Annotated in this window: 14 protein-coding genes; 1 reads left to right on the top strand and 13 read right to left on the bottom strand. The window is 64.2% G+C overall.

What is annotated here, in order from left to right; all coding sequences use genetic code 11:
- Positions 1-90: 90 nt before the first annotated feature.
- A complete protein-coding gene (locus IVA80_RS37920) occupies positions 91-1,005 on the top strand; it encodes a DMT family transporter (protein WP_247440223.1) in 915 nt (304 codons plus the stop codon).
- On the opposite strand, the gene IVA80_RS37915 is transcribed toward IVA80_RS37920, so the two are convergent.
- The 13 genes from IVA80_RS37915 to IVA80_RS37855 all read right to left on the bottom strand — a co-directional run bounded on the left by IVA80_RS37915 (position 984) and on the right by IVA80_RS37855 (position 12,578).
- On the bottom strand, positions 984-2,039 hold the full coding sequence (locus IVA80_RS37915) for a YeeE/YedE family protein (RefSeq protein ID WP_247440222.1): 1,056 nt from the start codon (positions 2,037-2,039) through the stop codon (positions 984-986). The genes IVA80_RS37920 and IVA80_RS37915 overlap by 22 nt on opposite strands.
- 37 nt (positions 2,040-2,076) lie before the next feature.
- Positions 2,077-3,081, bottom strand: a complete 1,005-nt coding sequence (locus tag IVA80_RS37910; protein WP_247440221.1) for a zinc-binding dehydrogenase — start codon at positions 3,079-3,081, stop codon at positions 2,077-2,079.
- A 51-nt stretch (positions 3,082-3,132) separates the two neighbouring features.
- On the bottom strand, positions 3,133-4,464 hold the full coding sequence (paaK, locus tag IVA80_RS37905) for a phenylacetate--CoA ligase PaaK (RefSeq protein WP_247440220.1): 1,332 nt from the start codon (positions 4,462-4,464) through the stop codon (positions 3,133-3,135).
- 31 nt (positions 4,465-4,495) lie between these two features.
- A complete protein-coding gene (gene paaI, locus IVA80_RS37900) occupies positions 4,496-4,945 on the bottom strand; it encodes a hydroxyphenylacetyl-CoA thioesterase PaaI (RefSeq protein WP_247440219.1) in 450 nt (149 codons plus the stop codon).
- A 55-nt stretch (positions 4,946-5,000) separates the two neighbouring features.
- Entirely contained in the window at positions 5,001-6,083 is a 1,083-nt protein-coding gene (gene paaE, locus IVA80_RS37895; protein WP_247440218.1) for a 1,2-phenylacetyl-CoA epoxidase subunit PaaE, read from the bottom strand.
- 2 nt (positions 6,084-6,085) lie between these two features.
- The gene (gene paaD / locus IVA80_RS37890) at positions 6,086-6,589 is read right to left on the bottom strand and encodes a 1,2-phenylacetyl-CoA epoxidase subunit PaaD (RefSeq protein ID WP_247440217.1); all 504 of its coding nucleotides are present in this window, start codon (positions 6,587-6,589) and stop codon (positions 6,086-6,088) included.
- Positions 6,583-7,359, bottom strand: coding sequence for a 1,2-phenylacetyl-CoA epoxidase subunit PaaC (gene paaC, locus IVA80_RS37885; RefSeq protein WP_247440216.1), 777 nt, complete (start codon positions 7,357-7,359; stop codon positions 6,583-6,585). Before paaC ends, paaD begins: the two co-directional genes overlap by 7 nt.
- Positions 7,359-7,646 (bottom strand): 1,2-phenylacetyl-CoA epoxidase subunit PaaB, encoded by a 288-nt coding sequence (paaB, locus tag IVA80_RS37880; protein ID WP_014496929.1) that lies wholly within the window; start codon positions 7,644-7,646, stop codon positions 7,359-7,361. The genes paaC and paaB overlap by 1 nt, the downstream gene beginning before the upstream one ends.
- Positions 7,647-7,656: 10 nt before the next feature.
- Positions 7,657-8,649, bottom strand: coding sequence for a 1,2-phenylacetyl-CoA epoxidase subunit PaaA (gene paaA / locus IVA80_RS37875; RefSeq protein ID WP_247440215.1), 993 nt, complete (start codon positions 8,647-8,649; stop codon positions 7,657-7,659).
- A gap of 76 nt (positions 8,650-8,725) precedes the next feature.
- Positions 8,726-9,592, bottom strand: a complete 867-nt coding sequence (gene paaX / locus IVA80_RS37870; RefSeq protein ID WP_247440214.1) for a phenylacetic acid degradation operon negative regulatory protein PaaX — start codon at positions 9,590-9,592, stop codon at positions 8,726-8,728.
- Positions 9,593-9,693: 101 nt separating this feature from the next.
- Positions 9,694-10,464, bottom strand: coding sequence for an alpha/beta hydrolase (locus IVA80_RS37865; RefSeq protein ID WP_247440213.1), 771 nt, complete (start codon positions 10,462-10,464; stop codon positions 9,694-9,696).
- A 201-nt stretch (positions 10,465-10,665) separates the two neighbouring features.
- Positions 10,666-11,952 (bottom strand): DUF445 domain-containing protein, encoded by a 1,287-nt coding sequence (locus IVA80_RS37860; protein WP_247440212.1) that lies wholly within the window; start codon positions 11,950-11,952, stop codon positions 10,666-10,668.
- Between the two features lie 170 nt (positions 11,953-12,122).
- Positions 12,123-12,578: a phasin gene (locus IVA80_RS37855; protein ID WP_247440211.1), complete on the bottom strand. Its 456-nt coding sequence runs from the start codon at positions 12,576-12,578 to the stop codon at positions 12,123-12,125.
- Positions 12,579-12,634 lie beyond the last annotated feature (56 nt).

The raw sequence follows: 12,634 nt of genomic DNA, 5'->3' as shown, positions 1-12,634 counted from the left end.
ACTGGCACCTTATTCCTTTCCGATCTGGCACTTTTTCAGGTGCCAACCGAATGCTATCCGCCGGCCTGGACTGCTTCAAGGACTTCCGAGATGAACGCCCTGTCACCCCGCGCCGCCGTCGGCCTGTTCCTCATCGTCGTGCTGGCCTGGGGTGTGAACTGGTCGGTGACGAAGCAGCTCGTGCAGTTCCTCCCGCCGCTATGGACTGCGGCGATCCGGAGCTGGATCGCGCTGGTCGGCCTGTTCCTGGTCCTCGGGCTGAGCAACAATCTGGTGATCCCGGAACGGCGCGACATCCCGGTGGTCCTCAGCGTCGCGCTGCTGCATATGACGCTGTTCTCGACGCTTGTCGCGGCCGGTCTGCGCTTCCTGCCCGCGAGCAAGGGCGTCGTGCTCGGCTATACCACGCCACTCTGGGTCGCGATCGCCGCACCCCTCCTGGCGAAGGACACACTGACCGCGCCAAAATTCGCCGGCGCGCTGCTCGGACTGATCGGCCTTGCCGTGATCCTGAACCCGGCATCGATCGACTGGACCAATGTCAACGTCGTGCTTGGCGCCGGCATGGTCATCCTTGCCGCGATCTCCTGGGCTGCGAACATCATCTATATCCGCGCGCACCGCTGGATTGCGTCGCCGCTTCAGCTCCTGATCTGGCAGGTCCTTGTAGCAACGATCGTGCTGACTGTCAGCGCGACAATCACGGATGGCCTGCCGCACGTGGAATGGTCGTGGCGGCTCTTGCTGCTGTTCCTGTATTCTGGCCTGATCGGGACGGCACTGGCCTATTGGGCGATGTCGATGGTGAACAAGAGCATCTCGGCGCTGACGACGTCGCTCGGCACCACGGCAACGCCGCTCGTCGGCATCGCCAGTGCTGCGATCCTGCTGGGTGAACCTATCGACGTAAGTCTTGCCGTCGCGGCCGCTCTGATCGTCACCGGCATTGGGTTTGCAACGCTGGGCGACCGGCTGCTGCGCCGTCAGGCTACCGCGAGCGGCTGAACGCGCAGTACACCGCGCAAGCCCGCTGCTGTGCCGAGCAGGATGCCGGCGAGTGCAACGAACGAGCCCAGCGCGAGCGTCGACACGCCGGTGAGCCCCTGTCCGATGGAGCATCCGAACGCCATCACGCCGCCGATCCCCATCAGCGCAGCGCCGCCGGCTGAACGCAGCATGTGACGCGGCGAGGAATAACCTTCGAAATGGAAGCGGCCCGTCGCGAGCGCGGTGACAAGGCTGCCGGCGAAAACCCCGGCAACGGTGGCGATGCCGAAGTTGAGCGTCAGCCCGGTCGAGAGCATGGCGTATTGCAGCGCATCCGCGATCGGCGCGATGAAGGTGAGCGACGTCACCGGGATAGGATTGAAATCGTCGGCGCCGAGATAGCCGGTGACGAGCCAGCCAGCGGCGACGAGAAGACCGACGATGACGCCCGTCGCAATCTGGCCCAGCGAGCGGCGAAACTCCGGATGCGCGAAAGCAAAGTGGGTCAGCGCAACGACAATTATGGCAGCGGCCAGCGCGCGCGAGACCGCTTCTCCGGAACCGAGCGTCGCCAGCATTGACGGTAGCGAATTCGGGCTCACAGTGGTTTGCGAAGCCTGGACCAATGCAATCCGCGCCGGCGCGATCAGGCCCTTGAGCGTCATCTGCGCCGCGATGGCGAGCACGATCACGACGACGAAGGAGCGTAGATTGCCGCGGCCGAGCAGCACCAGGGCGCGTGAACCGCAGCCGTTCGACAGCACCATGCCGTAGCCGAACAGCAGCCCACCGAGGAACAGCACCGGTGCCGAGAAAGATTGTTGCAGGTAGATCGACTTGCCGAGATCGACCATGCCGTTGCCGGCAAGAAACTGACTGGCGGCGATCGCGACCGCAATCGCCAGCGCGTAAGTCCGCACCAGCCGTCCGTCCCCCTCGGCCAGCCAGCCGCGCATGCTGCTCATCAGGCAAAAACCGCTGAGCAGGCCGATAGCGCCGTAAACCAGGCCAATGACGAGGCCGGCGAGGATGACGAGTTGGGTGGTGTCCATCAATGGCTCTCAGGTCTCCCGCCACTCTCCGTCAAGTTCACGGCCGCAGGATCACGCGGTCACGAGACGAACCGGCGACGGCGACATAGGCTTCTTTGGCGCGCTCCAGCGGATAGACGGCATTCGCATTGATCGGGAATGGCTTCAGGTGCCCGCTCGCAAAGCCCGGGCCGAGATCTCGCAGCACCGCGCCTGTTGCGGCCGAGGAGAGCCCTAGGGTGTCGATGCCGACATAGGTGTGCTGCCCGCGGTAGAATTCGAGGATGTTGAACTGCACGATGCGATCGATCGCGGCGATCAGGATCTGGCGGCCGCGCAATGCGAGCGACTTGTGCGCGGCCTGGAAATAGGGATCGCCGACGGTATTGAAGACGATGTCGGCGCCCTTGCCGCCGGTCGCCTCGCGCACGCGCGTGGCGACATCGGCTGAGGAGGCGTCGATCACCTCGATGGGTGCGTTGGCGTGACCTTCGTAGGCTTCCGGCTTGCGCACCACGCCGATGACGCGCGCGCCCTGCCACGTCGCAATCTGCACGGCGGCCTGCCCGACCTTGCCGTTGACGCCGAACACCAGCACCGTTTCGACAAGCTTTGGAATGCCGGCGCGGCGAAAGCCTTCCATCGCGGTCACGAAGGGGACGCCGATGCCGGCTGCCTCCTCCCAGGACACCGTCTCCGGCTTCTCCACCACGGCATCGGCCTCAACGACGAGATGCGTTGCGTGCGTGCCGTCGCGGCGGATGCCGAGATCGCCGGATGAGCCGAACACCTTGCGGCCGATCGTATCGGCAGGCCCGTCAATTACCACGCCGGCGTAATCGCGACCGGGCGTGCGCGGGAAGACGGAATAGGGCATCAGCCCGATCGCAGCCTTGACGTCGGACGGGTTGACGGCCGCAGCCTTCATCTCGATCAGGAGATCATTCGGACCGCGCGTGAGCAGATGACGCTCGACCAGCGGCGCAACCGCCGCAGCATTATCGGCCTTGGCATTGAGGCGGACGCAGCGCGCTTCGACCGTTTTGCTATCGGCTAATGACATCGAAGGACCCACGATTTCTCGCGGGCCTTGTCGCCTTTGGGGGCCGCCAAGTCAATCCTTCGGCCGCTTGTCGTAGAGGCGCTTGGCCTTGCCGAGCGATCGCTCCAGCGTAGCCGGCGCGACCACCCGCACCTGGGAACTGATGCCGATGGTGTTCTTGATGTGGGTCGAGATGCGGTCAGCATGATCGACGAGCCCCCGACCGTCCCAGCTTTCGGGCCGCGCCTCGGCAATGATGGTCAGCTCGTCCATGCGGCCTTCGCGCGTAAGCTCAAGGATGAAATGCCCGCCGCACCAGTCGGTCGCGAGCAGCACCTCCTCGATCTGAGTCGGGAAGAGATTGACGCCGCGCAGGATGATCATGTCGTCCGAACGGCCCGTCACCTTCTCCATGCGTCGCATGCCCGGCCGCGCCGTGCCCGGCAGCAGCCGCGTCAGGTCGCGGGTGCGATAGCGGATGACAGGGAAGGCTTCCTTGGTAAGCGAGGTAAAGACCAGTTCGCCCTTTTCTCCGTCAGGCAGCACCGCACCGGTCTCAGGATCAATCACTTCAGGATAGAAATGGTCCTCCCAGATGTGCAGACCGTCCTTGGTCTCGATGCATTCCTGCGCGACGCCGGGCCCAATCACTTCAGACAGTCCATAGATGTCGGTGGCATCCATGTCGAACGCATCCTCGATCTCCCGGCGCATCGCATTGGTCCAGGGCTCGGCCCCGAAGATGCCGACCTTGAGTGAGCACTGGCGCGGGTCGAGTTTTTGGCGCTTGAACTCGTCGAGGATCGCCAACATGTAGCTCGGCGTCACCGTGATGATGTCGGGCCGGAAATCGTTGATGAGCTGCGCCTGCCGCTCGGTCATACCGCCGGAGATCGGCACCACCGTGCAGCCGAGCTTTTCGGCGCCATAGTGCACGCCCAATCCGCCGGTAAACAGGCCGTAGCCATACGCATTGTGGATGATCATGCCGGTGCGGCCGCCGGCGGCGCGGATCGAGCGCGCCATCACCTCCGACCAGGTGTCGATGTCGCGTTGCGTATAGCCCACCACAATCGGCTTTCCCGTCGTGCCGGAGGAGGCATGCACGCGCACCAGCTTTTCACGCGGCACCGCGAACATGTTGAAGGGATAATTGTCGCGCAGATCCGCCTTCACCGTGAACGGAAATTTCGCGAGGTCGGACAGCTCGTGGAAATCGGACGGATGCACGCCGGCCTCGTCGAAAGCCTTGCGATAATGCGCGACGTTGTCGTAGGCGTGCTTCAGCGACAAGGCCAGCCGCTGCGTCTGCAGTGCCATGATCTCGTCGCGCGATGCGCGCTCGTGCGCATCCAGCTCGGGCCTATAGGTATGGCCGCCTTCCTTCAGCTTCGTCGAAGCCATTCTCGTTTCCCCACACTGATTTGTTCTTCTCTTATTGATCTTGCACCGGCAGCCACGTGCCGGGAATGACACGCGAATGCCCGCGGAATTCTGCGATGACGGTGTCGCCTGCTGTCACGCGCACGTCGTAGATGCCGGAGCGTCCGCCACGGCTGATCTCGCGCGCTTTTGCAAGGAGGCGGTCGCCAAGTTTGCCCGTTTTGATGAAGGTGATCTGGCCCTGTGCCGCCACGACACGTTCATTGTGCGAGTTGCAGGCAAAGGCAAACGCGGAATCGGCGAGCGTGAAGATGAAACCGCCATGGGCGATGCGCTGGCCGTTGACCATGTCCGGCCGCACATTCATCGCCAGCGTCGCAAAGCCCGGGCCGATCTCGACGATCTCCATGCCGAGACCCTTGGAGGCATCGTCCTCCGCCCACATCGCGTCGGCACAAGCGCGGGCAATATCCTCGGGCGACAGGGCCGCTTTGACGTTCACGCGCTTCTCCCAGACAAATGTCTATCCATAATGCTCTGCTGCTTGGCCATAACTGTCAAACGTGATCGTAATCGACCACGACCCGCTCCGACGATGGCTTTGCCTGGCAGGTCAGGACGAAGCCGGCCTTCAACTCCCAGGGCTCCAGCGAATAGTTGATGTCCATCGGCGCCTCACCCTCGACCAGCTTGGCGCGGCAGGTCGAGCACATGCCGCCCTTGCAGGCGAAAGGCAGGTCGACGCCGGCGCGCAACGCGGCATCGAGGATCGCCTCGTCCTCGGCGACCGGAACGTCGCGGCGCTTGCCGTCGATGATCAGCGAGGCGATTGCCTTTGGCGGCGCGTCGGGAGCAACAACCTTCTTCGGTCGCGGCTTGCCGCCGAATTCGGAGACGAACCGCTCCACGTGGATACGATCATCCGCGATGCCGAGCCCTCGGCAGGTCGCCTCGATCTCCTCGCTCATGCCAAGGGGCCCACAGATGAAGACATGATCGACACTTGCGGCCGGCACCAGCGAGCGAAGCAGCACCCTCACCTTGTCGCCGTCGAGCCGGCCATGCAGGATCGGGATGTCCTGCTCCTCGCCGGAGATGACGTGGAAGATCGAGAGGCGGTCGATGAAGCGATCCTTGAGCTCTTCGAGCGCCTCGACAAACATGATGTTGTCGGTTGCACGATTGCCGTAGAACAGGAAGAAGCGGCTGTCCGGCTCGCGCGCGAGCGTGCCCTTGACGATCGACAGGATCGGCGTGATGCCGGAGCCTGCGGCAAATCCGACATGGATGCGCCCGGCCTCGGCCGGCGGGACCATGCCAAAGCGTCCGGTCGGCGTCATCACGTCGAGCTCATCGCCGGCTTTCAGTTCGTCCGCCGCCCAGCTCGAGAATGCGCCGCCGTCGACCTTCTTCACGGCGATACGGATCTCCCCATCGTCAGGACCCGAGCAGATCGAATAGGAGCGGCGCACCTCCTCGCCATCCAGCATGGTGCGGAGCGTGAGGTATTGGCCGGGTGTGAAAGCGTAGTCGGTCGCAAGCTCCGTTGGGATGGCAAATGTCAGCGATACTGCGTCGGACGCCTCGCGGCGAAGATCGTTGACGGCCAGGCGATGGAAGCGCGGTGCGGCTGCTGACATGGTCAATGACACTTGAAATAGTCAAAGGGTTCGCGGCAGGCCTTGCAGCGCCACAGCGCCTTGCAGGAGGTCGAGCCGAATTCGGACAGCAGCTCGGTATTCGCCGAGCTGCATTGCGGGCACGCAACGGCCTGCTCGCCGAATAGCGCGCGGCGCGAATTCGAGGCTTGCGGCGGCGCGATGCCGTAGGCGTGAAGCTTCCGGCGGCCCTCCTCGCTCATCCAGTCGGTGGTCCAGGCCGGCGACAGCACCGTGCGTACCGTCGGGCGATGAAAGCCAGCGCGGGCCAACGCGACCTCGATTTCAAGCGCGATCATGTTCATCGCCGGACAACCCGAATAGGTCGGCGTGATCGCGACCTCGACGTGATCGCCGTCGAGAACGACGTCGCGGAGCACGCCGAGATCGGCGATGGTCAGCACGGGAATTTCCGGATCGACAACGCTGGCCGCGGCATCCCAGGCGCGCTGGCGCGGCTCGGTGTCGCGGTCGAGCACGGTCACCATGTCTGCCCCGGGAAGGTGCGCTGCATCGATTGCAGCTCGCTGAGGAGGTGGCCGAGATGCTCGCTGTGGCTACCTGCGCGGCCGCCCTGCTGCATCCAGTTGTTCTGCGGCAGCTCGAGCGTTGCTTCACTGAGGACATCGGAGAGCGTCGTCAGCCAACGACCACGCAGGCTCGCCGGGTCGACGAGGATATCGGCATGGATCAGGGCGCGTTCGCCCTCGTCGACGGCAAACATCTCACCGGTGAAGGCCCAGAGGTGATCGATCGCGGCCTGCGCGCGAGAGTGGCTCTCGTTCGTGCCGTCACCCAGCCGTATGATCCACTCCGACGCGTGGCGCAGATGATAGGCGCTCTCCTTCTCGGATTTGGCGGCAATCGCGGCGAGCGTCGTGTCGCGCGAGGTCATCATCGCACGCCAATAGAGGTCGGCGAAGGCGGAATAGAAGAACTGCCGCACCAGCGTCTGGGCAAAATCGCCATTCGGCTGCTCGACCAGCAGCAGGTTGCGGTACTGCCTGATGTCGCGCAGGTACGCGAGCTTGTCCTCGTCATTGTCCTTGCCTTCGGCCTTGGCGGCGTAGCTGTAGAGCTCGCGCGCCTGGCCGATGAGGTCGAGCGCGATGTTGGAGAGCGCCATGTCCTCTTCCAGCATCGGCGCATGCCCGCACCATTCCGACAGCCGATGCCCGAGAATCAGCGCATCGTCGGCGCGGCGAAGCGCGTAGAGCACCAGCGGCGTTTCGGCGACCTGGATGTTGGCGACGGACATCACATGTGCCCCACTTCCTCGGGCACCTCATAGAACGTCGGGTGCCGGTAGATCTTCGATTCCGCCGGCTCGAACATCATGCCCTTTTCGGCGGGATCGCTCGCGGTGATCGCGGTCGACGGCACGACCCAGATCGACAGGCCCTCGCCTCGGCGGGTATAGATGTCGCGCGCGGCTTGCAGTGCCATGGTGGCGTCGTTCGCATGCAGCGAGCCGACATGCTTGTGAGCGAGTCCGTTGCGGCTGCGAATGAAGACTTCCCACAGCGGCGTGTTCGGCGTGGCCATCGTGATCTCCTTATTCCGCGGCTCGCGCGGTCCGGCGATGCGCGCGCTTTGCGGCATAGGCGGCGGCCGCCTCACGCACCCAAGCGCCCTCGTCATGCGCCTTGCGGCGCGCGGCGATACGGTCGCGGTTGCACGGGCCGTTGCCGGCGAGCACCTGCTTGAATTCGGTCCAGTCGATCTCGCTGTAGCGCCAGTGCCCGTCGTCATCCTGAATCATGCCGGGATCGGGAATGGTGAGGCCGAGATATTGCGCCTGCGGCACGGTGGCATCGACGAATTTCTGACGCAGCTCGTCATTGGAGAAGCGCTTGATCTTCCACTTCGTCGAGGTGTCGCTGTGCTGGCTGGTCGCATCCGGCGGGCCGAACATCATCAGCACCGGCCACCACCAGCGGTTCAGCGCATCCTGCCCCATCGCCTTCTGCTCGTCCGAGCCGCGGCACAGCGTCAACATGATCTCGTAGCCCTGGCGCTGATGGAAGGACTCCTCCTTGCAGACGCGGATCATCGCGCGCGCATAAGGTCCATAGGAGCAGCGGCACAGCGGGATCTGGTTCATGATCGCAGCACCGTCGACCAGCCAGCCGATGGTGCCGATGTCGGCCCAGGTGAGCGTCGGATAGTTGAAGATCGAGGAGTACTTTGCCTTGCCGGCAAGCATGGCGTCGATCAGCTCTTCGCGCGACGTGCCGAGCGTCTCGGCGGCGGCATAGAGATAGAGCCCATGGCCGCATTCGTCCTGCACCTTGGCGAGCAGCGCGGCCTTGCGGCGCAGCGTCGGCGCGCGCGTGATCCAGTTGCCTTCCGGCAGCATGCCGACGATTTCGGAATGGGCGTGCTGGGAAATCTGGCGGGTGAGCGTCTTGCGGTAGGCCGCCGGCATCCAGTCGTTCGGCTCGATGCGTTCCTCAGCATCAATGCGGGCCTCAAACTGCGCAGCCCTGGCCGCGTCCTCGAGGCTGCGGTCATCCGCTTCGGCCGTGTTCAGCGCCTGGGTATACATGCGCGTCCTCCCGCTTTATTGGAAGGAAATATATATCAGAAATCACATCACGCAAGACATTTCTGTAACATATAGATCAGGCGTCGAACCTCCGCTCGAGGAGTTTCCGTGCCGGCGGCAATGGCCCCTTCTCACTGGTTCCATTGGCGTCAAGCCATTGTTCCGACGGCGCAAGCAGCGCGCGATAGATCTCGCCGCAGAGCTCGCGTGCTGCCCTGCCCGGCCAGTCCGCGGGCAGCAGGCTTTCGGGCAACAAGGGATCGCGCAACACGACGCGTCGGTAATAATGGATCAGCAGGATGCGCGCGGTGAAGGCGTCGGCCTCGGATAAACCCGAGCCGCGCGCGAGCGCGGTGCGGAGGGGCTCGAACGTCTTCATGAACTTCACATAAGCGTCCGCTGTGCGGTTCAGCGGCCAGCTCGCACTGAGCAGACGGCGGCCGCTGTCGTTCTCGGCCGAGACCTCAAGGCGAATGGCGCCAGCGGCCTCGTCCGGGACCGGGACGCCGGATGGCGCAACCCACACACCCGGCAGCGGACTGCCGAAGCCGGCGTTGCGGAGCGCCTCGCGCGAGACGTCGCGATCCTCGCCATTGCCGATCAGGAGCAGTTCGAAACGCCCGGTCCAATCTGACGGCGGCGGATCGTAGATATGGCGCGTGGCGGCTTCAAACGTTTGCCGGCCCTTTTCGGCGAGCCGATAGAAGCTGTTGCGGCCGACCTTTTCGCGGGTCAGCCAGCCGTCGGCGGCAAGCCGCGACATCGCGGTACGCACCACGCCGCTATCGATGTCCAGGCTCTCGAAGAATTCCAGCAGCGTGCCGAGCCACACCGAGCCGCCACGCGGCACGATGGCGTCGCCGAACACGGTGATGACGATGGAGCCGGTGCGCGATGGCTCGCGTTTGAGCTGATCGATGATGCGGGAAAGCGGATGCGCCATGCGCGAGGCATAGCGCGTTTGGTGCGGGCGCGACAATGGACAGGCACGACGTTGTTGCTTCTTCCTCTCCCCGTTCTTTGCAAGCGGGGAGAGAGGAAGTACTACCGATGCGGATCGGGATAGACCAGGCTGCGCCAGCCGCTGCGGTCGAACGGCCGCCACTGGCCTTCCTTCTGCGCGAGGCGATCGGCGACGGCATAGACCGCGGCGGGGTGATGGCCCATGCCGCAATGGCTGCTCTCGATCTCGATGCTCTCGGTCTGCGCGCCCGTCTTCTCCATGCAGCCCTGCCAGGCGCAGACGCCGTCGGTGCGGCTGAAGATCGCCGTGGTCGGCACCGGCGGCGAGACGGCAAGCTCGCCGCCAAACTGCGGATCGACCTCGTCGGACTTCCGCCCGCTCGCCCACTCGTACACGCGCCAGGCATTGGTCGAACGGGGGTCGCCCGCGAAGGGGCTGCCGAGCGTGATCACCTGGCGCACGCGCTCGGGCATCATCTTGGCGAGCTGGCGCGCATAGAGGCCGCCGAGGCTCCAGCCGACCAGGCTGATCTTGCGACCATGGGTGTCGCTGAGCTCCTGCACGAGATCGACCATCGCATGCTGCACGCCTTCGCGCAGGCCGTAGTTGCGGCCTTGGCGCCAGCCGCTTACCGCGTAGCCCTTGCTGGTCAGAAACGTGCGCAGCGCGCGCGTGGACGCGTCGGAGGCCACGAGGCCCGGCAACACCAGCACCGGATGCCCATCGCCACGCGGCGTGAGGCTCAGCAGCGGTAGCGCGCCGAGAAATGCGCCGAACTCGTGGATCGCGCGCCCTTCCAGGAACATCAAGGTGCGGGACGGCGGACGCAGCGTCTGGGCGGTAGCGGTCATCAATGGTCCCCTGGGAAGAATTGCTGAAAAGGCCGCGGTTTGCGACGCCGGCAAATGGGTATCAATTCCAACACGCCGGCTTCTCGAACGTTCCGCAGCGCAACATGAATCAGCTAGGCGGCCGACTCCAGACATTCAAGCGGGCGAAATCCAAAGCGACAATAGACCCGCGCTTGAATGCCAGCGTCCGTGACGCAAAAGTCACAACAATCGAAGCAGGAATTCTACGGAGTAGAGGGCAAGGCCAGCGAGCCCGCCGATCAACGAACCGTTGAAGCGGATGTATTGCAGGTCGCGGCCGATGTTGATTTCGATCAGCGAAATCAGCTGCGCCATATTCCACGCCTTGACCTGATCGGAGATGAAGGTCGAGACGCCGCTCTTCTGGTCGGCGACGAAGCTGTGCAGCACCGCGACCAGACCCTTGTTGATCTCGCCGCGCAGCTCGGAATCGCCGGCGAGCGCTTCGCCTGCGGCTACGCACATGCCGGCGAGATGATGTTGCAGCACCTGCGTCTCGCCGCTCGCGCTGCGTTCGATGAAGGAACGCGTGTTGGCCCAGACGGTGCGGGCGAGATCGGCAAGCTCGGGCCGGGCGAGCAGATCGCGCTTCAATCCCTCGATTCGGTCGATATAGGCCTGGTCGGTGCCGAGCCGGTCGACGAAGCTCAGCACCATGCGATCGAACTCGCCGCGGAACGGATGTTTGGGATCGCCGCGCACCTCCTCGAAGAAGGCGGTCGCAGACGCCACGATCTTATTCACCAGAAACTTGTCGGCGCGATAGAGCCTGAGCAGGGTCGGCAATTCCGCGCGCACCTTCTCGCGGATCATCGCCATCGTCTCCTTCTGGTTCAACGTCTCATGCATCACGCGCAGGAGATCGTCGAACAGTATCTGGTGCCGCCCCTCCGCCACGAAGCCGCCCAGCGTGCCGGCGGCGAGCGGGGCAAGGTCGATCGCCTGGAACTGCGAGGACATGCGGCGAATGATGAAGGTCATCAGGCCGGACGTCTCGGTTGCGGAGACAGCCTCCGGCAGCAGGCGCAGCGCGAAGCGCGCGAGGTCATCGCTGCGCTTGCGGTCGCGCAGCCAGTCGGCGACGAAGGAGCCGAAATCGATCTCCCTCAGCTTGGCCTCCACCGGGCCGGCCTCGAGGAAGTGCACCTGGATGAACTCGCCGAGCTTGTCGGCGATGCGGGCCTGATTGCTCTGGATGATCGCGGTGTGCGGGATTGGCAGGCCGAGCGGCCGCTTGAACAGCGCGACCACCGCGTACCAGTCGGCGAGCCCTCCGATGGTCGCGGCTTCCGCGAAGGCGGCGATGAAGCCGAACAGTGGATGCACGGGCAGCAGCCATTTCGCGACGACAAACAGCGCCAACGTCGAGACCAGCACCAGCGTCGCCGATGCTTTCACGCGGCGCAGCTCTGCCGCGCGTTCGGCGTCGCCGGGGGTGTCGAAGGAGAAGGTAGCCGGTGGAGTCATCACTGCATCACAGTACCCGTCATTGCGAGCGAAACGAAGCCACCCAGAATCTTTCTGCGGAAAGACTCTGGATTGCTTCCTCGCTTCGCTCCTCGCAATGACGATAGCGGCAAAAAATAAAGGCCCGCCGAAGCGGGCCTCAAATTCAGTTTCTCGTCTCTGGCGCCAGATCAGGCGGTCTTGTTGTAGACCTTGGCAAAGTTGTCCTGAGCGGACTTCGCACCGTTGGCGGCGAGCTTGCCGAGATAGTCGGTGGTCGCCTTGGCGCGCGCGACGAACACTTCGCCACGCGAGCGGAGCAGGCCCGACTGGATCTCGACGGCTTCGCTGATCGACTTGGCGGACGCGAGCTTGTCGATGCTCGAGAAGAACGCCTCGGCGTCCTCGTAGATCGCCTGCTGGATGTTGCGGCTGATCTTGCCGGCCTCGGTGACGGACTCGGTCACCGCGTTCTCGACGGCGGCGGTCACGCGCTCGGAGCCAGCGAACACCTCGGCAGCACGATCCTTCGCGGTGTTGGCAGACTTCTTGACGAACTCGCGGGCGGCCTCGGGAACTTCCAGGTTCTGGATGTTCTTGAAAGCGTCCTTGAAGCCCTCGAAAGCGGTGTTGGTCTCAGTGGTCATGGTTCTCTCCATCCTCATTGGTTGAGCTATGGGCTCACCCCGTCCGCATTGGCCCG

The organism is Bradyrhizobium sp. 139 (assembly GCF_023074175.1).
Lineage (GTDB): Bacteria > Pseudomonadota > Alphaproteobacteria > Rhizobiales > Xanthobacteraceae > Bradyrhizobium.
Note: the sequence above shows the minus strand (reverse complement) of the source record. Positions and strands in the feature narration are given on the sequence as shown.